This window comes from uncultured Paracoccus sp., from assembly GCF_947487305.1.
GTDB lineage: Bacteria > Pseudomonadota > Alphaproteobacteria > Rhodobacterales > Rhodobacteraceae > Paracoccus.
Genome location: NZ_CANKWH010000001.1, coordinates 349,486 through 370,422, shown reverse-complemented (window position 1 = coordinate 370,422; position 20,937 = coordinate 349,486). Strand labels below are relative to the sequence as shown.

Here is a 20,937-nt window from a genome sequence, read left to right as displayed (position 1 = left end):
GCTATTTGCCCTGCACATAGGAGATGATCGACAGATAGCGCGCCGGCAGCTTGACCAGAACCTCGGGTCCATGTGGCGCATCGGCGTCGAAGAACAGCGTGTCGCCGGGCTTCAGCGGATAGACATTCTTGCCATGCCGGTAGTCCACTTCACCTTCCAGCATGTAGAGAAGTTCGATCCCTTCGTGCTGGAAGGTGGGAAAGACATCCGACTCCGTGGTCAGCGTGATCAGGTAGGGCTCGACCGTCACCCCGGTCGAGTTGTTCCCCAGATGGCCCAGCAGGTTGTATTGATGCCCGGCCCGCGTCCCGCGCCGCTCGGTCTCGACCCCGGTGCCGGCCTTGGTATGCACCGCGTGATGCACATCCTCGAAACGGCGGAAGAACGAGGTCAGCGGCACGCTCATCGCATGGGCCAGCGATTGCAGCGTCGACAGCGAGGGCGAGGTATTGCCGTTCTCGATCTTCGACAGCATCCCGATCGACAACCCGGTGCGGTTCGACAATTCGGCGATGGTCATGCCGCTTTGATGGCGAAAAGCCCGGACCTCGCGCCCGATGGCGACCTCGAGGATGTTCTCGCGCTCTTCCCTGACCTTGTGCGGGTCCTGCGCCAATACGGGTTCGGTCATGGAAACTCCGGTTCTTCTGACCCATCGGGCCGTGGTCAAACATCACCAATTGACTTGCACACCGAAGCGGGATTCGGGTTTAGTCAGGGCAGGGCTGCCCGATAAGTTTCCTGATGGTAATATGCAACCTCTGCCTCAGCAACGTGTGACAACCATCGGATTCCTGATCTTTCCGGGCTTCCCGATGTCCTGCCTCACCTCGATGATCGAGCCGCTGCGCGCAGCAAACGAGATCGCCGGAAGCACCGCATTCGGTTGGCGAATTCTGGCGGAAACGCCGGATCGCGTCGCCTCCAGCGCCGAGGTGGTGTTCGAGCCGGACCTGACGCTGTCCGAGGCCGCCGGGATCGATTACCTGTTTCTCCTGAGCAGCCCGACCGCCAATTTCACTGACCGTAAAGCCGCCGAGGGCCAGTTGCGACGTCTGGCGCGGCATGGAACGGCGGTGGGGGGCGTCAGTGGCGGGGTGTTTCCGCTGGCGCGCTCGGGCCTTCTCGACGGTCACGCGGTCTCGGTCCATTGGTGCTACGAGGCGGCCTTCGCGCAGGAATTTCCCGACCTGCCGATGAGCGACGACGTGATCGTCTTCGACCATCCACGCTATACCGTTTCGGGCGCCGCCGCCTCCTTCGATCTGATGCTGAGCTTCATCGAGGACCGGCTTGGCGCCGACATCGCCACCGAGGTCGCCTGCTGGTTCCAGCATCCGGTGGTGCGCGGTCGCGGCATCCGCCAGAAGACCCCGACCTTCCGCCGCGAAAGCACGGTGGACCTGCTGCCTGCCTCGGTCGCCAAGGCCGTCGATCTGCTCGCCAGCCGCCTGTCGGAACCGATCGCGGTGGAAGAGGTGGCGCAGCAGGTCGGTGTCTCGTCGCGGCAGTTGGAGCGCCAGTTCAAGAAGGCCACCGGCCAAAGCCCGGCGCGCTATTACCGCACCTTGCGGATGAAGGCCGCGCGGCAATTGGTGCTGTTCTCGCGCGAGCCGCTGCCGCGCATCGCCGTGGCGGTGGGTTACGAGACCCTGCCGCCGCTGACGCGGCATTACCGGCAGGAATTCGGCACCAGTCCGGCCGAGGACCGCAGCACCATCAACCGCTTCCGCTATGAGGACAACCGACCGCTGCCCTCGGCCTGATCCGCTCAGGCGATGCTGTGGGCGGCCGCCACGAGGGCGTGATGCAGCGAGCCGGCGAAGGAGCGTGGCGCGATCAGGCTGAAGCGCACGCCGGCGCTGCGGCAGATCACCAGACAGCCCATATGCTCGATGATGCTGCGCGTTGCCGCCCCGGTTTCCATCCGGCGAGTCGGCAGCGGGCAGAGCCGTTCCATCAGCTCGATGACCGTCGGCCCTTCGATGTCGAAGCGCACCCAGCCATCGGTCTGCTCGGTGATCGAAGCGCTGGGGCCAAACCCGTCCTTGACGATCCGCGCGATCTCCTCGTGGCTCTCGAAGGGCGCTTCCGCGAACCATTGGTCGGGGCCGGTCCAGATCAGCGACCAGTCGCCGCTTTCGGCCCAACGTCCGGGGGCTGGCGGGGTGATACCGAACAGGCGTGTGGCAGCGTGCGCGAAACCCGCGTCCTGCCCGCGCCGGCAAGTGACCGAGGCCAGCGCCCGCTCGGTGACTTCACGGATGACCAGCGCGCCGATCCGGTCGGTTCGGGGCGAAGCGGCGCCAAGCGGGGTCAGGGGGGCCAGATCATGCACGGACGCGCTCTCCCTCGGGATCGATGAAATGCGGGCTGACCACCTCGACCAGCGTCTCGACATCCTGAACAGGGTTCACCGCGCGCAGCACCTCGCCCTTGCGGGCTGCGCCGTTCTTCAGGAAGCCAAGCCCGATGATGTGGCCGAGGCTCGGCGAGAAGCAGACCGAGGTCATGTAGCCCTGGTCGTTCGCCGCATTGGCCTCGGCCTCGCGGGCGATGAAATGCGAACCGGCGGTGAAGCTTTCGGCAGGGTTCACCGGCCTGAAGCCGACCAGCACCAGCGCGTCGGCGCGCTTCAGCCCCTCGCGTTCCGAAAGGGTCGAACCGATGCTGTCCTTCTTCTTCGACACCATCCCGCCCATGCCGAGGTTCAGCGCCGTGGTGGTGCCGTTCAGCTCGTTCCCGGCTGCATGGCCCTTTTCGATGCGCATGACGCCGAGCGCCTCGGTGCCATAGACCACGGCGTCGAATTCCGCCCCCGCCTCGACAAGCCGCTGCATCAGCGCATCGCCATAGCGCGTCGGCACCGCGATCTCATAGGCCAGTTCACCCGAGAACGAGATACGAAACAGCCGCGCCCGCAGCCCGCCGCAGACGGTGATTTCGGCGCAGCCCATATAGGGGAAAGCCTCGTTCGACAGGTCGTGCGCCGGATCGACGATCTTCTGCAGCAGCCTGCGGGCATTCGGCCCGGCCACGGAATATTGCGCCCATGCCTCGGTGGTCGAGATGATCTGGACGTCAAGATCCGGCCAGAGGCATTGGCGGCAGAATTCCATGTGCCGATAGACGCCGACCGCGTTGGCGGTGGTGGTGGTCATGACGAAATGATCCTCGGCCAGCCGCGCGGTGGTGCCGTCATCCATCACCATCCCGTCTTCGCGCAGCATCAGCCCGTAACGGACCTTGCCCACCGGCAGCTTGGCGAAGGCATTGGCATAGATGCGGTTGAGGAACTCCGCCGCCTCGCTGCCCTGAACGTCGATCTTGCCAAGCGTGGTCACGTCGCAGATGCCGACCGAGTTGCGGGTCGCCAGAACCTCGCGGTCGACCGATTGCCGCCACTGGGTCTCGCCCGGACGCGGGAACCATTGTGCCCGCATCCACATGCCCACCTCGACAAAGACCGCGCCCTGTCGGGCCGCCCAGTGATGGCTGGGGGTCAGGCGCGTGGGGCGGAAATCCTTGCCGGAGGAACGCCCGGCAAACGCGGCAATCGGCACCGGCGTATAGGGCGGGCGGAAGATGGTGGTGCCGGTCTCGGGAATGGATTTCCCGGTCATCTCGGCCATCACCGCCAGCCCGCCAAGGTTGGCGGTCTTGCCCTGATCGGTGGCCATGCCAAGCGTGGTGTAACGCTTCAGATGCTCGACCGAGACATAGCCTTCCTGATGCGCCAGCTTCACATCCTTCACCGTCACGTCGTTCTGCTGATCCAGCCATGCGCGGCCCTTGCCCGGCACGTGGTAAAGCGGCGTGATCCGGTAGGGTGCATCCTCGGCCTCGGGCAGATCGGCGGAATGGGCGGTGATGCCGAGATCCGACAGGGCGGCAACTGCCGCCTCGGCGCCGGAGCGCAGGCAGGCTGCGGTGGACATATGACCCTGCGCCGCGCCCGCCACCGAGAGGCCGGGGGACAGCACGCCGCCGGGCACGAAGCTTGACAGCGCCGCATCCCAGACCGGCCGCCCGCGCTGATGGCAGGTCAGATGCACATTGGGGTTCCAGCCGCCCGAGACAGCCAGAAGCTGGCAGGGGATGGTCTTGGTCTCGCCGTTCGCAAGCTTCACGGTGACGGATTTGAGCCCCAGACGACCCGCCGCATCGGTGACTACCGCCCCGGCCAGCACCTCGTAACCACCGGTTTTCGGCGCATCACTCCGGCTGTCGATCACCGCCGCGACCCGCACCCCTTTGGCCAGCAGATCGGCGGCGGTGCGGTGGCCGTCGTCGTTGTTGGTGAAGATCGCCACCTCCTGCGCCGGGACGGCGGCCCACCGGTTGGCATAGCTGCGCAGTGCTGCGCCCAGCAGGATGCCGGGCCGGTCATTGTTCCGGAAGGCGATCGGCCGCTCGGTCGCGCCGGCGCACAGCAGGCTGCGTTTCGCATAGATGCGCCACAGCGTCTGGCGGGGCTTGCCGGCGGCGGGGGAGGGCAGGTGATCGGCATTGCGTTCCAGCGCGCCATGGATGCCGTGGTCAAAGGCGCCGATGACGGTGGTGCGCGGCATCAGCCGGACATTCGGCAGGCTGGCCAGTTCGGCGGCGCTGGCCTTGGCCCACACCGCGCCGCTGGTATCACCGAGGGTCAGCGTCTCGGCATTCAACCGCCCGCCGATCAGGAAATCCTCGTCGGCCAGGATCACGTCTGCCCCGGCCCGGCCCGCCGTCAGCGCCGCCGCCAGACCCGCAGGCCCGCCGCCGATGACCAGCAGGTCGCAATGCAGGAAACCCTTGTCGTAGAGGTCGGGATCGGTTTCCCGGCTGAGGCTGCCCAGCCCTGCCGCGCGTCGGATCATCGGCTCGTAGAGCTTTTCCCAGAAGGCCTTGGGCCACATGAAGGTCTTGTAATAGAAGCCCGCCGCAAGGAAGGGCGACATCAGGTCGTTGACCGCCAGCAGGTCAAAGGACAGCGCGCCGATCCGGTTCTGGCTGCGCGCATCCAGCCCGTCATACAGTTCGGCCACGGTGGCGCGGGTGTTCGGTTCCTGCCGTGCGCCGCTGCGCAACTCGACCAGCGCATTCGGTTCCTCGGAGCCGGCGGTCAGCGGGCCGCGCGGGCGGTGATACTTGAACGAGCGTCCCATCAGCCGCACGCCATTGGCCATCAGCGCCGAGGCCAGCGTATCGCCCGGATGGCCCTGGTAGCTCTTGCCGTCAAAGCGGAAGTCGAGCCGCCGCGTGCGGTCGATCAGCCCGCCCTCGATCCGGTGGCTCTGGCTCATTTGCTGCGACCCCGTGCCCGCGCCACGTCGCTGGCGAGTTCCGCCCCGACGATCTCATGCGTGCGGGTGTCGCGCGTCACCACCAGCCAGCTGCGGTCGCCCTGTTCATGGAACCACAGCTCCTGATGCAGCCCGGCGGGGTTGTCGCGCAGGTAGAGGTAGTCGTGGAACAGATCGAGCGCGCCCTCGGCCAGCCCGTCGGGGCGGTCGATCAGCCGCGCATCGCCGAGATAGGTGAATTCCTGACTGTCGCGCGGGCCGAGCAGGGGATGGGGGATAAGCATCTGGTCTGACCTCAGTGCAGGTTGGGCTGGGCGCCGACGCCCTTTTCATCGATCATCAGCCCCTTGCGGAAGCGGTCGAAGCGATAGGCGGTGGCGGTGTCATGGGGGCGGTCGGTCGCCAGCAGATGGGCGAAGCACCAGCCCGAGGCCGGCGTGGCCTTGAACCCGCCATAGCACCAGCCGCCGTTGAAATAGAGCCCGCCGATATCCGTGTGGTCGATGATGGGCGAGCCGTCCATCGACATGTCCATGATCCCGCCCCACATGCGCAACAGCCGGGCGCGGCCGATCATCGGCATCAGGCTCATCCCGCCCTCGCAGACATCCTCGACCACCGGCAGGTTGCCGCGTTGGGCATAGGAGTTGTAGCCGTCGATATCGCCACCAAAGACCAGCCCGCCCTTGTCGGACTGGCTGACATAGAAATGCCCCGCGCCATAGGTGATGACCCCGGGCAAGAGCGGCTTCAGCCCCTCCGAGACAAAGGCCTGCAGCACGTGGCTTTCGATGGGCAGGCGCAGCCCGGCCTTGGCCATCACCTGGCCCGAGGAGCCCGCCACCGCCACGCCCACCTTGCCGGCACCGATGAAGCCGCGCGTGGTCTCGACCCCCCGGCACTGGCCGTTCTCGATGCGAAAGCCGGTAACTTCGCAATTCTGGATGATGTCGACGCCGCGGCTGTCGGCACCACGGGCATAGCCCCAGGCCACCGCGTCATGGCGCACCGTGCCGCCGCGCGGCTGCAACAGCCCGCCCTTGATCGGAAAGCGGGCGCTGTCGAAATTCAGGAAGGGGGCGATGCGGCGCACGCCCTCGGTATCCAGAAGCTCGGCATCGACGCCGTTCAGCCGCATGGCATTGCCGCGCCGGCGGAAGGCATCGCGCTGGCTGTCGGTGTGGCTGAGGTTCAGCACCCCGCGCTGGCTGACCATGGCATTGAAGTTGAAATCCTGCTCCAGCCCCTCCCACAGCTTCATGGAGAATTCGTAGAAGGGTTCGTTGCCGTCCAGCAGGTAGTTCGAGCGGATGATGGTGGTGTTGCGCCCGACATTGCCGCCGCCGATCCAGCCCTTCTCGATCACCGCGACGCTGGACTGCGAGAAGACCTTGGCGAGGTAATAGGCCGTGGCCAGCCCATGCCCGCCGCCGCCGACGATGACGATGTCGTAATGGGCTTTCGGTTCGGGATCGCGCCAGGCCGGTCGCCAGCCCTTGTGCCCGGTCAGTGCCTCCTTGAGGACCTTGAAGCCCGAATATCTCATCTCACCCTCGGCGCGTTGCCCCCCAAGACTGGGGCGCGGCGGCGTCGCGCGCTAGGTCCGGTTCGGACATCCTGCAGGCGACTTCCGACATGGCGGGGACTGTTCAGGGTCGCGGCTCAGGGGCCATAGCGCTTGCGGCTGGCGCTGACCTGCATCAGCCAGTCGGCGACCTCGGTGCGACCGGGAAAGGCGGGGCGGTTCTTGGGCACCAAGAGGTAATAGCCATGCTCGGTCCGCACCTGCCGATCGCCAAGCGGGCGCACCAGTTGCCCCGAGTCGAGCAGCGGATCGACCAGGTGTGCCCAACCCAGGGCCACGCCCAGCCCATCCACCGCCGCCTGGATCGACAGCGGATAGGCGTTGAACAGCGTGGCCCGGTCCAGCCGCCCGCCATTCACACCCAGATGCGACAGGAAGATCCGCCAGTTCATCCATTCGGTATGGCTGCTGCTGACCTCGATCAGCGGAGCGGCGGGCAGGTTCCGCGCCTCCGCCACCTCCGGGTGACGGGCAAGGAAGTCGGGCGAGCAGACCGGAAACACCGTCTCGCCAAACAGCCGCTCGGCCTCGAAGCCCTTCCAGTCGCCATCGCCCCTGAGGATCGCCAGATCCACCGTCTCGGCCAGGCATTCGTCGTCATTGTCCGAGGCGACCAGCATGATGCTGACCGGCTTCGACGTCTGGCGGAAATCGTGCAGGCGCGGGGTCAGCCACAGCGAGGCGACCGAATTGGTCGCCGCCAGCACCACCGGCCGCTTCTGACTGGTCTTCAGCATGTCATCGGCGGCGCTGCGCAGAAGCTCCAGCGCCGGCAGGATGCGGGCCTGAAATTCGCGGCCCTGCGCGGTCAGCTCGATCGAGCGGTGGCCGCGCGAGAAGAAATCGAGGCCGAAATGCAGTTCCAGCAGCCGCACCTTGCGGCTGATCGCGGTCTCGCTGATGTTCAGCTGCCGCGCTGCGCCGGCAAAGCTCATCTGGTCCGCCGCCGCCTCGAAGGCCAGAAGATAGTCCAGCGGCGGCAGCGGCCGCCGCCGTTCGGTCGAGAGGCGCTTGGCGTGATCCTGCGTCATTCCCTGCTGTCCTTCCTGCGACCCGCGGCCCTGTCCGCAGCTCCGGTAAACCCGCCCGAGGCTAGAAGATACAGGTGCTTTTGGCACTAAAAATTAGCGGCAAGGACCGCCAATATTCTTCGCAGGGTTCGGCACCCTCCTCGGCCATAGTGGGTGGACCCGCTGCGGCGGCGAAGCTGATTTGACGCATTGGAGTCCCGGTGATGAGCCAGTCCTTGCTTTTCGAGACGCCGTTCGAACGGGCCGGGGTGCTGGTCCCCGGCCTGCCGGTTCTGCCGCCGGGGGTGGAACGTCATCCGGTGCCGGGGGGCGGCAGCCGGGCGGTGCCGATCTTCAAGGGCGACGAGATCACCATCCAGGACCGCGAGGGGCTGCAACCGGTGGAGATGGTGGTCTTTGCCCATGACGGCCGCTCGGATGCGGGGATGATCGGGGCCGAGGGCGGGCGCGATCCGGAAGGGCTGAAAGAGGCGCTGATCCGCGACCCCTCGGGCCGCAAGGTCGTCCGCGCGCTGGAGAAATCCGGTTTCGATCTGGGCCGCGCCGATGGCACGCTGGTCTTTGCCGAGGGTTCGCGCCCCGGCGATCAGGCCAGCTTCACCAGTTCGGTCGATGGCTTGCTGATCGTCTGCGCCGCCGGTGGCCCGATGGAGCCGCAGGAGCAATGGGCGCCGACCGATGTGGTGCTGTATATCCGCCGCGCCACGATGCCGGCTGGAAAGGACCAGCTGGTCGCGCCCGATCCTCTGGCCGATCCCTTGATCGACCTGAACATCCTGCCCGGTCAGGCCGTGCCCTATGAGGTGAAAGCCGGGCAATATATCCAGATCCTCGACGTGAAGGGCCGCGAATGCTCGGACTTTCAGGCTTTCTCGCTGCGCGCGCTGGACAAGGGGCTGGAGCGCGAGATCGACCCGACCACGACCCGCTCGCTGATGGGCTCGCTTTACCCGATGCCGGGGCTCAACTCGAAATACTTCACCGTCGATCACGAGCCGCTGCTGGAGATCGTGCAGGACACGATCGGGCGGCATGACACCTTCGGCCTCGCCTGCACCGGGCGCTATTATGCCGATCTGGGCTATCCGGGGCATGTCAACTGTTCGGACAACATCAATGCCGCGCTGTCGAAGTTCGGCATCCGCCCGCGCGGCGGCTGGCCGGCGATCAACTATTTCTTCAACACGCTTCTGGATGACAGCCATGCGATCGGCATGGACGATCCGTGGTCGCGGCCGGGGGATTATGTCCTGCTCAGGGCTCTGACCGATCTCGTGTGCATCTCGACCGCCTGTCCCTGCGACATCGATCCGGCCAATGGCTGGAACCCGACCGACATCCAGGTGCGGACCTATGACAAGACCGAAGAGTTCAAGCGCTCCATTGGCTGGCGCAAAACCCCGGGGGCTGATTTGGAAGAGACCAGGAAAACCGGATTTCACGACTGCTTTGCGCGCCATACCCGCAATTTCGTCGAGTATAACGGCTATTGGCTTCCGAACGAGATGACCAGTCACGGCGCCACCGCCGAATACTGGGCGGCGCGCGAGAAGGCGGTGGTGATGGACCTGTCGCCGCTGCGCAAATACGAGGTGACTGGCCCCGATGCCGAGGCGCTGATGCAACTCTGCGTCACCCGCGACATGAAGAAGCTGCCGGTGGGCGGCATCGTCTATACCGCCATGTGCTATGACCATGGCGGCATGATCGACGATGGCACGGTGTTCCGCCTTGGCGAGATGAATTTCCGCTGGATCGGCGGCAATGACCAGTCGGGACTGTGGCTGCGCAAGCAGGCGGTCGAGCGCGGGCTGAACGTCTGGGTGCGCGGCTCGACCGACCATCATTGCAACATCGCGGTGCAGGGCCCCTTGTCGCGGGACATCCTGAAAGAGGTGATCTGGACCCCGCCGGCGCAGCCCACGGTCGAGGAGCTGGGCTGGTTCCGCCTGACCATTGGCCGCCTGAACGGTTTCGACGGCCCGCCGCTGGTCCTCAGCCGCACCGGCTATTCGGGCGAATTGGGTTACGAGGTCTTCTGCCATCCAAAGGACGCGACCGAGATCTTCGATGCGATCTGGGCGGTGGGCGAGCCGATGGGGATGATCCCGCTGGGGCTGAAGGCGCTGAACATGCTGAGGATCGAGTCCGGGCTGATCTTTGCCGGCTCGGAATTCGACGACCAGACCGACCCGATGGAGGCCGGGATCGGCTTCGCCGTGCCGCTGAAGGGCAAGAGCGACGATTTCATCGGCCGCGCCGCGCTGGAGGCGCGCAAGGCCAACCCGCAGAAAAAGCTGGTCGGGCTGGATCTCGATGGCGGCATCGTGCCGACCCCCGGCGATTGCGTGCATGTCGGCAAGCCGCAGATCGGCGTCGTCACCTCGGCGGTGAAATCACCCATCCTCGGCAAGGTCATTGCGCTGGCGCGGGTCGATGTGACCCATGCCGAGCCAGGAACGCGGCTCGAGGTCGGGCGGCTGGACGGCGATCAGAAGCGCCTGCTGGCGACGGTCGTGCCCTTTCCGCATTTCGACCCCACGAAGGAGCGGGTGAAGGGCAATTACTGACAGTGCCGGGCGGCGTCAGCGATGGTGATGCCGCCAGACCTCGGTGCGGATGCGCGCCTGCTTGTAGGCGTCGAAGATCGACATGGCATAGACGAAGATCCCGCCCGACAGCTTGCCGATGATCGAGACCTCGGGCGCCGCCGTCTTCAGCGTGTAGCCGCCCAGCAGCAGGATGAAGAACAGGAACATCAGCCCGCGCACCGGCTGACGGTTCAGCACCTGCCCGGTGCCGGGCAGGATCAGCGCCGTGGCAAGGATCAGGCGCGGGTTGAGGGGCGGCTTGGTCATCCGGCGGCCCGCGCGAGGGGCGGGGCGAGCCGGGCCAGCAGGTCGCGGCGCAGCGACAGGAGGGTGTCGAGATGCGGCAGGATGCGGGCGAAGGGCAGGGGCGTGCCGCCCAGTTCGGCATCGCGGAAGATGAGATAGCGGCCCCGGTTCGCCTCATCGGCCAGAAAGGTGATCCTGAGGCCCTTGGGCGAAAGGATCAGCTCCTTGACGCTGTCATCCGCGAAGAGGCCCAGATGGGGGGCGAGGATGTCCTCGGGCGGCAGCGCCTCGGGCGCGTCGCTGCGCAGGGCGCAATCCTCGGGGAAGCCGGGGGGCGGGGTGATCTGGTCGGGCAGGCTGTGGAAGTGCGAGAAGGGCTCGACCCCGGTGGGCCGGATCATCAGGTCCAGCGTGGCGCGAAGCGGCAGCTGCACCGGCAGCGTGACCAGCACCCAGAGCGCAGGCAGCTTGCGAAAGGTCAGCGTGTCGGGCACCGCCTGCAGATCGAACTCGGCCCCGCCATGGTAGCCGGCCAGTCGCGGAAAGCCGGCACTGCCCTCGCCCCGGCGCGGCGTGACCAGCCCCTCGGCGCAATGGTCGAAATAGGCGCGCCGCCCGGCCATGCGCGCCCGCCCCGCGCGCAGGGTCTGGTGGGCCAGCAGCGCGAGCCCCGCCCCCAGTCCGGTCCCCAGAAGTCCCAGTCCAAGCTGTTCCATCCCGGCCTTTCTGCCCGCTCAATAGCCCTGCGGACGCGGCCAGGGCATGGTGAACTGTGCCGCCCGGCGGACATAGCGATAGCGGCGGAAATGGAACCACAGCGAGACGATGACGTAGAACGAGATCATCGCCACAAGCTGGGTGCCGTAGCCAAGGAACACCGCGAAGAAGGCGATGCCGCAGAGGCACAGCAGCACGACGGCCGGGACCGGGTGGAACGGATGCTGATAGCCGCGCTTGATCGAGCCGAGCGGCCATTTCCGGCGGAACATGATCACGTTGATCGGCATGAAGGTGTATTCCAGAAGGCCCGACAGGATCGAGAAGGTGATCACCTGATCCAGCGGCGCGCCAAGGGCAAAGATCAGCGCGATCGGCACGAGGAAGATGATCGAGCGATAGGGCGTGCGATAGACCGGGTGCACGGCGCCGAACCAAGAGGGCAGGTAGTGGTCGCGCCCCATGGCGAACCAGGCGCGCGAGGCGTCGTTGATGCAGCCATTGGCCGAGGCCAGCGTGGCGAACAGCGTGCCGATGCCCAGAAGCACCATCAGCGCCGTCGAGCCCGACAGCCGCGCGGCGTCGAACAGCGGCACCCCCGCCTGGCCGAGATATTCCCAGGGCATCAGGCCGACGCAGACATACCAGGTCAGGGTCGCCGCGATCAGCAGCGTCATGATCCCGGCCAGCGTGCCGAAGGGCAGGGCGCGGGCGGGCGAGCGGACCTCTTCGGCGGCCTGTGTGGTGCCCTCGATCCCGAGGTAATACCACAGCCCGAAATGCATCGCCGCCAGCACGCCCAGCCAGCCATAGGGCAGGTCGGTCATCAACGCCCGGTGCTGCAGCACGTCGCTGCCGAAGATCGGCGAGGTGGCGAAGAACAGGATCAGGATGGCGCTGAAGGCGATGGCGGTGATGACAAGGCTGAAGGTCAGCGTCGCCAGAACCCCGCGATAGTTCAACCAGGCGAGGAACATGATCGCCAGCACGATGAAGGGCCGCTGGTCCAGGCCCTCATGCCCGGTCATGACCGCCACGGTGTCGATCAGGAAGCCCACGGTAATCGCATTGGCGGCCTCGAGCATGGTATAGGCAAAGACCAGGTATAGCCCGACATTGAAGGCCATCAGCGGGCCGACGATATGCTTGGCCTGCGTGTATTGCCCGCCCGCCGCCGCGACGGTCGAGGTCACTTCGCTGTCGATCATGGCGACGCAGGAATACAGCAGCCCGGCGAACCAGCAGGCGATCAGCGCCGCATAGGCGCCGCCCTTGCCCACGGCAATGTTCCAGCCCATGTATTCGCCGACCAGGACGATGCCGACGCCAAGCGCCCAGACATGGGCCGGGCCCAGCACGCGCAACAGGCCGACATTGGTGCCATGCGGGCCCATGCCGTCCATCGTCTTCGAAGTGATGTCGAATTCGGCCATCCTGCCCTCTCAGCCCTTGTGCTCTTCGGTCATCGCCTCGAGCTCGCCTTCCCGCGACGAGGTCAGCACCTCTTCGGAATAGCTGCTGTCGGTCTTGATCCAGTCGCGCACGATGATGACGCCGAGGACAGCCGAAGCCGCCCAGGCCGCCAGTTCCATGAAGTCCCACAGGTCCATGTTCCGCTCCTCAGCTCCGGCTCTCGCCGAATTTCTCGGCGATGACGTCGCGGTATTCCTTTTCCGACAGTTTCAGCATGATCGCGTAATAGCCGACGATGACGACGATCATCACCACGAGGCTGGCGATCGAGAAGGAATAGTCGAAGCGCGCGGTGATCAACTCGGCCGCCGAGGCCGGATCGGCATAGCCCAGCTGGTTCCATTTCTCGACCATGACCGGGTTCTGGCCGAGCGATTCCCAGGTCGGGTTTTCCGGCACATTCGCGGTCTTGGCGCTGCCGGCCAGCCCCAGCCACAGCGGGATGTAGAGCGCGCCGACGGTCAGAAGCAGCAGCACGATCACGTCGGTGATCTGGCCGAACTTGCTTTGCACGGGTGGGGTATAGCGGGCCATGGCTTAACCCCTGGCCGCGCGGGCGGCGTCGAGGAACTTGATGTCGAGCCCGTACATGAAATCGCGGTCCTCGCGGTAATGCTTCAGCATCGCCATGATCGCGGCGGTGTTGAACACCAGCACCGTTGCGCCGCCGATCAGCAGCACGGTCCGCGCCGCCGCCGTCGGGGCGAGGCTCCAGGTCGCCAGCGCGACGAAGCCCATCGCCAGCCACAATCCCAGCACGAAGGCCCAGGCAACGGTCACGTCGCGTCGATGCATCCTTTCGATGCGTGCTTGCAGGTCAGACATGGTTCCTCCCGGTCTGTCGATCACGTTCCGGCCGCGTTCGGCGGCCAATGACTTATTCTGCAATCAACTTTTTTAACGGATAGGAAACTCGCTGTCGGGCTTTTTGTCAAGTTTCAACTGAGTCCGGGCGGGTCGTTTGGGGCGAATCCGGCGGTGTCTTGCGTTGCGCGGGCCAGCATTTGCAGGGGCGAATCCGGCGGATGCCCAAACGGAAGGCAGATTCGGCGGCGATCAATTCGCGGTCGGATCGCCCTGCGCGAATCCGCAGACGACGGCTCTCACGCCGGGTGGTCCGGCGTGGGCCGAGCGGACAGGAATTACATTGAAATGAATGAATGTTTCTTATTAGGCAAAATTTTTCTTTGAGAATGGACGGTCTTGCGGCAGATTGTCCGGCAGGCGGCACACGCGCCGCCAGCGACAGGACATGCCCTGCGCAACGCCAATGAAGCCGCGGGATCGCCGGCGCAAGATCGGCCAATCCGTCCAGAACAGGGAAAGGAAACGAGATGTCGACGGACATTAATGCGTCCACGGAGAGCGCGGCGCCAAGCGGCAGCCTGCACCGGGCGCTGGACTGGCGCGGCGCCTTCTGGGTGGCGGCGGGCGTGCCGCCTCTGGTGCTGTTCTCGATCGGCGGGATCGCCGGGGTGGCGGGACAGGCGGCCTATGTCGTCTGGATGCTGTCCATGTGCATGGGCTTCCTGCAATCCTTCACCTATGCCGAGATGGCCGGCATGTTCGGCAACAAGTCGGGCGGCGCCTCGATCTATGGCGCGACGGCCTGGCTGCGCTATTCCAAGATCATCGCGCCGCTGTCGGTCTGGTGCAACTGGTTCGCCTGGTCGCCGGTGCTGTCGCTCGGCTGTGCCATCGCCGCCGGCTACGTGCTGAACGCGCTGTTTGCCATTCCCGCAGCCGACAGCCAGCTGGTGCTGGACTGGGTCGCGGCCAATGGCGCGCAGTTCACCGCCGAGAGCCAGCCGGTCGTCGACTACCTTGCCGCCCATGCCGGCACCAGCCCGGCGGATGCCATCTCGGCCGTCTCGACCGCCGCGGCCGTCGAGGCGCTGACCCCGGCGATCCGCCACTGGGAGGCCTTCGCCCTGACCATTCCCGGCCTCGGCACGCTGCATTTCAACTCGACCTTCGTGATCGGCGCGGTGCTGATGCTGATCATCTTCGCCATCCAGCATCGCGGCATCGCCTCGACGGCCAGCGCGCAGAAGGTGCTGGCGGTGATCGTGCTGGTGCCGCTGTTCCTCGTCGGCATCGTGCCCATCGTCACCGGCTCGATCAACTACATGAACGTGACCGACATCGTGCCGCCCTCGGTCGCCTATGGCGGCGACCGGGGCAGCTGGGATGTCGGCGGCTGGACGCTGTTTCTCGGCGCCATGTATATCGCCGCCTGGTCCACCTATGGCTTCGAGACCGCCGTCTGCTACACCGCAGAGATGCGCGATCCGGCGCGGGACACGTTCAAGGCCATCTTCTTCTCGGGCCTTCTCTGCATGGTCTTCTTCTTCCTCATCCCCTTCTCGTTCCAGGGCGTCTTCGGTGCCGCCGGGATGCTGGAGCCGGGGATCGTCGATGGCACCGGCATCGCCGCCGCGCTCGGCTCGATGGTCAGCGCCTCGAACATCGTCACCCAGATCTTCGTCATCCTGATGATCATGGCGCTTTTTCTGGCGATCATGACCGCCATGGCCGGGTCGTCGCGCACGCTCTATCAGGGGTCCCGCGATGGCTGGCTGCCGCGCTACCTCGGCCATGTGAACGAGCATGGCGCACCGACCAATGCCATGTGGACCGATCTTGGCTTCAACCTGTTCCTGCTGGCGCTGGCTTCGGATGCGGGTGGCTATTTCTACGTCCTCGCCATCTCGAACGTGGGCTACCTGACCTTCAACTTCCTCAACCTCAACGCCGGCTGGATCCACCGGATCGATTCGGGCCATATCCGCCGGCCGTGGAAGGCGCCGACCTTCCTGATCGGGCTGAACACCGTGCTGGCCTTCGTGAACGCGCTGTTCCTCGGCGCGGGGGCCAAGGTCTGGGGCTATTCCGGCGCGCTGTGGTCGGGGGTGATCTTCGCTGCGCTGATCCTGCCGGTCTTCTGGTATCGCCATTACGTGCAGGATGGCGGCCGCTTCCCGCCCGAGGCGCTGGAGGACCTTGGTCTCAAGGGCGGCGAGCTGGGCGAGCGCAAGGCGGGCGTCCTGCCGTATCTGGCGCTGGCCCTCGGCGCGACCATCGTGGTCTGGGCGAACTGGTTCTTTGTCCTGCCGGGCTGATCTGCCGTCCCTCCCGAGGCGGGCGGTCCCTTCCGGGCCGCCCGTTTGCGTTCTGCCGTGGTTGAGCTTTGGCTCCGTTCCGGCTTAGTCTTGGCGCGAGAAACGGCGGAGGCCGAAAGTGACCACGCGACGGATGCAGCTGCTGACCCCCGATCCCGCCGAGGCAACCATCGGCGCGACCGTGCAGGGGGTGATCGACACGCTTCTGGCGCGGATCGAGGCCGGCGAGTACCAGGTCGACGAGCGGCTGCCGGCCGAACGCACGCTGGCCGCTGAGCTGGGTGTCGCCCGCAACACCGTGCGCGAGGCGCTGGACGTGCTGGAGACGCGACGGGTGATCCGCCGCCGCGCCGGCAGCGGCAGTTTCGTCGCCCAGCAGGGCGAGGAGTTTCGCAACTCCACCGGCTCGGCGCTGGCGGCGAATACCAGCCCGCTGCACCACCTGGTCATGCGCGGCATCCTGGAGCCGGAAATGATCCGGCTCGCGGTCATCCACATGGCGCCGCGCCAGATCGAGGCGCTTGGCGAGACCCTGTCGCAGATGGAACAGGTGCGCACCGATGCCACCGCCTTCGCCCGGCAGGAGGAAGAATTCTATCGCCAGATCGCCGAGGGCAGCGGCAACCCGTTGCTGGCAGCCTGTTACGGGCTGACCATCGACGCCTGCCGGCAGAATTTCCGCGCCGCCATGCTGCGCCGCCACCTGACGCCCAAGCGCATCGGCGATTATCAGCAGCGCTACAACACCCTGTTCAACGCCATCGCCGCCCGCGACATCGAGGCCGCGGTCGAGTTCATCAAGCTGCACCTGGTCGAGGAACAGAAGCTGTTGCTGCAGGAAGTGTGAACCCTCAACCCCGCCGGTCCAGCGCGATCCGGGCATTGGCGCGCACCTGCCGCTGGTCCCACATCTGGCCCAGCTCCGTCATCTGCGCCTTCAGCAGCGCGCCATGCCGGGCCAGCCAGTCGGGGACCGAGCCGAATTCCACGATCCGCGCCTTGCCGTCCTGCAGCTGCACCACCGGCCAGTCGCCGACCAGCGCATTGTCGATGCCAAAGATATCCGCGCCCCACCACGCGGCGCGGCCAAAGGCGTGCATGACCCGGCCCGATTGCTTCATCGCCGCCAGCACCGAGAGCGAGCTGATCGTGCCCGCCCGTTCCGCCGCCGCGCGCCAGATGTCCAGCGTGGCGGCATATTCCCAGGACACCGCGCTCCAGCTGCCGGGAAAGCGGTGCTGGTATTCGTCGAAGAAATCCTTGGGGCGGTTGAAGAAGAAGGCCTTTTCCGACAGCGCCGGATCGTCGAAATCGGGGAACTGGAAGACGAACCCCTCCATGAAGCCGGGCGAGGTGCGGGCGATCAGCCGGTCATAGGAATCGAGCGTGCAGGACAAGAGCTGGCCCCTGAACCCGGCGGCATGGGCGGCCTCGGTCAGGGCGTGAACCGTCGGCGTGGTGCTGGTGCAGAAGCACAGGATATCGGGCGCGCCCTCCAGCATGGCGGCGATGATGCCCGCGGCATCGCGATCCTGCGGGTCATAGCGAATTTCCTTAACCACAGTCAGGCCCGCCGCGGCCGAGGCGGCGCGGTAGGTGGCCAGCGAGGGCAGGCCAAGCGCATCGGTCTGGCTGCAGAGCGCGATCCGGCGCAGATCGGGGCGGTTGCGGGCCAGCCAGTCGACGCCGGTGACGGTATAGACCGGGTGGGTCTCGCTTGGCGCGATCAGGTAGGGCGTGTCGGGCGAGAGGTCACTGGGAAGCAGCGTCGCGGTCAGCAGCTTGCGGTCGGTCAGATAGTCGATGATCGGCGCCAGCGTGTCGCCGCCAAGCGTCAGCAGCAGCCTGACGTCATCCTCCTGCACCAGTTTGCGCACCCCGGTCATCGCGCGTTCCGGCTCGTAGCGGCAATCGAAGGGCACCAGCCGCACCGGATGGCGCCGCCCGCCCAGGTCCAGACCACCCCGGCGATTGATGCTGTCGATCCAGATCTGGCAGCCATTCAGCCCCGGCAGGCCCCAGGATTGCACCGGCCCGGTCAGCGGCGCGAGGAAGCCGATGGCAATGGTGTCCTCGACCCCGGCCGAGAGCCGGGGCAGGGCGCCCCTGATCGCCAGTCTCTGTGCAAAGCTTGCGCTGGTCATCGCCGCAGTCTGATCCGGTTTTCTCGGCAATGGCGAGCAGATTTCTGCGTTCATCCACCGAGAGGCAAAAATTTTGATTGACAGAATATATACCAGTTGGCCAATCTGGTTCAAACCAAAAGCACCAACTCATCACAATTGGTCCATACCAATAGGAGGTTCTTCATGAACAAGCGAGTCGCGGTGATTGGCGCCGGTCCGTCCGGTCTGGCGCAGCTTCGGGCCTTCCAGTCGGCCCGCCAGCAGGGCGCCGAGATCCCCGAGATCGTCTGCTTCGAGAAGCAGTCGAACTGGGGCGGGCTGTGGAACTATACGTGGCGCACCGGGCTCGACGAGAATGGCGAGCCGGTGCATTGCTCGATGTATCGCTATCTCTGGTCGAACGGCCCCAAGGAGGGGCTGGAATTCGCCGACTATGCCTTCGAGGAACATTTCGGCCAGCAGATCGCCTCCTACCCGCCGCGCGCGGTGCTGTTCGACTATATCGAGGGCCGGGTGAAGAAGGCCGGGGTGCGCGACTGGATCCGCTTCTCGACCACCGTGCGCATGGTCAATTATGACCCCAAGACCGAGGCATTCACCGTCACCGTCCATGACCTGAAGAACGACCGGATGTATGATGAAGAGTTCGACAACGTGATCGTCGCCTCGGGCCATTTCTCGGTGCCGAACGTGCCGGAATACCCGGGCTTCGATCGCTTCAATGGCCGGGTGCTGCACGCCCATGATTTCCGCGACGCGCGCGAGTTTGCCGGCAAGGACCTGCTGCTGCTGGGCTCGTCCTATTCGGCCGAAGATATCGGCTCGCAATGCTGGAAATACGGCGCCAAGTCGATCACGGTCGCCTATCGCAACGCGCCGATGGGCTTCAACTGGCCGGAGAACTGGAAAGAGGTCCCGAAGCTCGAGCGGATGGACGAATCCACCGCCTATTTCGCCGATGGCAGCTCGAAAAAGGTCGATGCGGTGATTCTCTGCACCGGCTACAAGCACCATTTCCCTTTCCTGCCCGACGATCTGCGGCTGAAGACGGCGAACCGGCTGGCGGCGGCCGATCTCTACAAGGGGGTGGTCTGGGTCTATAACCCGAAGCTTTTCTATCTCGGGATGCAGGACCAGTGGTTCACCTTCAACATGTTCGATGCGCAGGCCTGGTGGGTGCGCGATGCGATCATGGGCCGCATCGCGGTGCCGAGCGATACGGCGACCATGCTGGCGGATGTCGCGGCGCGCGTGGCCGGCGAGGATGCGGGCGTCGATGCGCATGACGCGATCCATTACCAGGGCGATTACGTCAAGGAGCTGATCGCCGAGACCGACTATCCCAGCTTCGACGTGGATGGCGCCTGCGAGGCCTTCTACGAGTGGAAGGAGCACAAGAAGCAGGACATCATGGGCTTCAGGAACCACCGCTATCGCTCGGTCATCACCGGGACGATGGCGCCGGTCCACCACACGCCGTGGAAGGACGCGCTGGACGATTCCATGGTTGCCTATCTGCGGAACTAGCCCGGCCTGTCCGGCTGGCCCCATCAGTCCGCAGCAGCGAGTTGCCCCCCGGCTCGTGATGCTGCGGGCTGATGCTGGTTGTTGGGCGGAGGTCGCGCGAGCTGTGCCTGAAAGATCAAGCCTCAAGGGGGGAAGCGCAGGGTCGGCCTGCAAATTCTCGGGTCAAACACACGATCGAACATTTGACCAATACTAATAATATTTTATCATCAGGAATGTGATCAAATCGCCTGACGCACGGGCTGGGACCCGCCCGAGGACAGGCAAGCTGACGGAGTTGGACCCGAATGGCACTGAAAACCGATATCGCGCTGGCCCCAGCCTCAGGCGAAAATCCGGCCGAGGCCCGCGTCATCGACGGCAAGGCCTTCGCGGCACAGGTGCGGGCCGAGGTCGCGCAGCACGTCGCCCGGCTCAAGGCCGAGCATGGCCTCACCCCGGGTCTCGCGGTGGTGCTGGTCGGCGCGGACCCGGCCAGCGAGGTCTATGTGCGCTCGAAGGGCAAGCAGACGCTCGAGGTCGGGATGAATTCTTATGAGCACAAGCTGCCCGCCGAGACGTCTGAGGCTGAATTGCTGGCGCTGATCGACCGGCTGAACAGCGATCCGGCGGTTCACGGCATCCTGGTGCAATTGCCGCTGCCCGGCCATCTGAACGCCGATCTGGTCATCAACGCCATCGACCCGGCCAAGGATGTCGATGGCTTCCACATCTCGAATGTCGGGCTTCTCGGCACCGGGCAGAAGGCAATCGTGCCCTGCACGCCGCTGGGGTGCCTGATGATGCTGCGCGACCTGCATGGCAGCCTGTCGGGGATGAACGCCGTGGTCGTCGGCCGCTCGAACATCGTCGGCAAGCCGATGGTGCAGCTCTTGCTGGGCGACAGCTGCACCGTGACCATCGCCCATTCCCGCACGAAGGATCTCGCCGAGCTCTGCCGCCGCGCCGATATTCTTGTCGCGGCGGTTGGCCGGCCCGGGATGATCGGGGGTGACTGGGTGAAGCCCGGGGCGACGGTGATCGATGTGGGCATCAACCGCATCGAGCGGAACGGAAAGACGGTGCTTGTGGGCGACGTGGATTACGCCAGCGCCGCAAGCGTGGCCGGGGCAATCACCCCGGTGCCGGGCGGGGTCGGGCCGATGACCATCGCCTGCCTTATGGCCAATACCCTGACCGCCGCCTGCCGTGCGAATGGGCTGGAGGCGCCGGCCGGGCTGACCGCCTAGGGGCC

Annotated in this window: 19 protein-coding genes; 6 read left to right on the top strand and 13 right to left on the bottom strand. The window is 65.7% G+C overall.

What is annotated here, in order from left to right; genetic code table 11:
- Window position 1: 1 nt before the first annotated feature.
- A complete protein-coding gene (locus Q1A36_RS01875) occupies window positions 2-631 on the bottom strand; it encodes an XRE family transcriptional regulator (protein ID WP_101751079.1) in 630 nt (209 codons plus the stop codon).
- Window positions 632-776: 145 nt separating this feature from the next.
- Here Q1A36_RS01875 and Q1A36_RS01870 point away from each other — a divergent pair, with 145 nt between their 5' ends.
- On the top strand, window positions 777-1,766 hold the full coding sequence (locus tag Q1A36_RS01870) for a GlxA family transcriptional regulator (protein WP_299838905.1): 990 nt from the start codon (window positions 777-779) through the stop codon (window positions 1,764-1,766).
- Window positions 1,767-1,771: 5 nt separating this feature from the next.
- On the opposite strand, the gene Q1A36_RS01865 is transcribed toward Q1A36_RS01870, so the two are convergent.
- From Q1A36_RS01865 to Q1A36_RS01845, 5 genes are all read right to left on the bottom strand, one after another.
- Complete coding sequence (locus tag Q1A36_RS01865) at window positions 1,772-2,338, bottom strand: sarcosine oxidase subunit gamma (protein WP_299838902.1); 567 nt, start codon at window positions 2,336-2,338, stop codon at window positions 1,772-1,774.
- Entirely contained in the window at window positions 2,331-5,285 is a 2,955-nt protein-coding gene (locus Q1A36_RS01860; RefSeq protein WP_299838899.1) for a sarcosine oxidase subunit alpha family protein, read from the bottom strand. The genes Q1A36_RS01865 and Q1A36_RS01860 overlap by 8 nt, the downstream gene beginning before the upstream one ends.
- Window positions 5,282-5,569 carry a sarcosine oxidase subunit delta gene (locus Q1A36_RS01855; protein ID WP_299838897.1) on the bottom strand — a complete coding sequence of 96 codons (288 nt, stop codon included), beginning with the start codon at window positions 5,567-5,569 and terminating at the stop codon, window positions 5,282-5,284. The genes Q1A36_RS01860 and Q1A36_RS01855 overlap by 4 nt, the downstream gene beginning before the upstream one ends.
- Window positions 5,570-5,580: 11 nt before the next feature.
- Window positions 5,581-6,831, bottom strand: a complete 1,251-nt coding sequence (locus tag Q1A36_RS01850; protein ID WP_299838894.1) for a sarcosine oxidase subunit beta family protein — start codon at window positions 6,829-6,831, stop codon at window positions 5,581-5,583.
- A 116-nt stretch (window positions 6,832-6,947) separates the two neighbouring features.
- Window positions 6,948-7,901: a LysR substrate-binding domain-containing protein gene (locus Q1A36_RS01845; RefSeq protein WP_299838892.1), complete on the bottom strand. Its 954-nt coding sequence runs from the start codon at window positions 7,899-7,901 to the stop codon at window positions 6,948-6,950.
- Between the two features lie 203 nt (window positions 7,902-8,104).
- Here Q1A36_RS01845 and Q1A36_RS01840 point away from each other — a divergent pair, with 203 nt between their 5' ends.
- On the top strand, window positions 8,105-10,471 hold the full coding sequence (locus Q1A36_RS01840; RefSeq protein WP_299838889.1) for an aminomethyltransferase family protein: 2,367 nt from the start codon (window positions 8,105-8,107) through the stop codon (window positions 10,469-10,471).
- Between the two features lie 15 nt (window positions 10,472-10,486).
- Here Q1A36_RS01840 and Q1A36_RS01835 read toward each other — a convergent pair whose 3' ends face one another.
- From Q1A36_RS01835 to Q1A36_RS01810, 6 genes are read right to left on the bottom strand one after another with little or no spacing between them, the layout of a single operon-like run.
- Window positions 10,487-10,759, bottom strand: a complete 273-nt coding sequence (locus tag Q1A36_RS01835) for a hypothetical protein (protein WP_299838886.1) — start codon at window positions 10,757-10,759, stop codon at window positions 10,487-10,489.
- Entirely contained in the window at window positions 10,756-11,454 is a 699-nt protein-coding gene (locus Q1A36_RS01830; RefSeq protein WP_299838884.1) for a hypothetical protein, read from the bottom strand. Before Q1A36_RS01830 ends, Q1A36_RS01835 begins: the two co-directional genes overlap by 4 nt.
- A gap of 18 nt (window positions 11,455-11,472) precedes the next feature.
- Window positions 11,473-12,888 carry an amino acid permease gene (locus Q1A36_RS01825; protein WP_299838880.1) on the bottom strand — a complete coding sequence of 472 codons (1,416 nt, stop codon included), beginning with the start codon at window positions 12,886-12,888 and terminating at the stop codon, window positions 11,473-11,475.
- A 9-nt stretch (window positions 12,889-12,897) separates the two neighbouring features.
- Window positions 12,898-13,065: a hypothetical protein gene (locus Q1A36_RS01820; RefSeq protein WP_299838877.1), complete on the bottom strand. Its 168-nt coding sequence runs from the start codon at window positions 13,063-13,065 to the stop codon at window positions 12,898-12,900.
- Between the two features lie 10 nt (window positions 13,066-13,075).
- On the bottom strand, window positions 13,076-13,462 hold the full coding sequence (locus Q1A36_RS01815; protein WP_101751088.1) for a hypothetical protein: 387 nt from the start codon (window positions 13,460-13,462) through the stop codon (window positions 13,076-13,078).
- Window positions 13,463-13,465: 3 nt separating this feature from the next.
- Complete coding sequence (locus tag Q1A36_RS01810; RefSeq protein ID WP_232816556.1) at window positions 13,466-13,753, bottom strand: hypothetical protein; 288 nt, start codon at window positions 13,751-13,753, stop codon at window positions 13,466-13,468.
- A gap of 509 nt (window positions 13,754-14,262) precedes the next feature.
- Between Q1A36_RS01810 and Q1A36_RS01805 the strand changes: the two genes are divergently transcribed.
- On the top strand, window positions 14,263-16,050 hold the full coding sequence (locus Q1A36_RS01805) for an APC family permease (RefSeq protein ID WP_299838867.1): 1,788 nt from the start codon (window positions 14,263-14,265) through the stop codon (window positions 16,048-16,050).
- 133 nt (window positions 16,051-16,183) lie between these two features.
- On the top strand, window positions 16,184-16,897 hold the full coding sequence (locus tag Q1A36_RS01800) for an FCD domain-containing protein (RefSeq protein WP_299839323.1): 714 nt from the start codon (window positions 16,184-16,186) through the stop codon (window positions 16,895-16,897).
- A 4-nt stretch (window positions 16,898-16,901) separates the two neighbouring features.
- On the opposite strand, the gene Q1A36_RS01795 is transcribed toward Q1A36_RS01800, so the two are convergent.
- Window positions 16,902-18,194: an ABC transporter substrate-binding protein gene (locus Q1A36_RS01795; protein ID WP_299838864.1), complete on the bottom strand. Its 1,293-nt coding sequence runs from the start codon at window positions 18,192-18,194 to the stop codon at window positions 16,902-16,904.
- A 165-nt stretch (window positions 18,195-18,359) separates the two neighbouring features.
- On the opposite strand from Q1A36_RS01795, the gene Q1A36_RS01790 reads away from it, so the two are divergent.
- Window positions 18,360-19,703: an NAD(P)/FAD-dependent oxidoreductase gene (locus tag Q1A36_RS01790; RefSeq protein ID WP_299838861.1), complete on the top strand. Its 1,344-nt coding sequence runs from the start codon at window positions 18,360-18,362 to the stop codon at window positions 19,701-19,703.
- 287 nt (window positions 19,704-19,990) lie between these two features.
- Window positions 19,991-20,932 (top strand): bifunctional methylenetetrahydrofolate dehydrogenase/methenyltetrahydrofolate cyclohydrolase FolD, encoded by a 942-nt coding sequence (folD, locus tag Q1A36_RS01785; protein WP_299838859.1) that lies wholly within the window; start codon window positions 19,991-19,993, stop codon window positions 20,930-20,932.
- Window positions 20,933-20,937 lie beyond the last annotated feature (5 nt).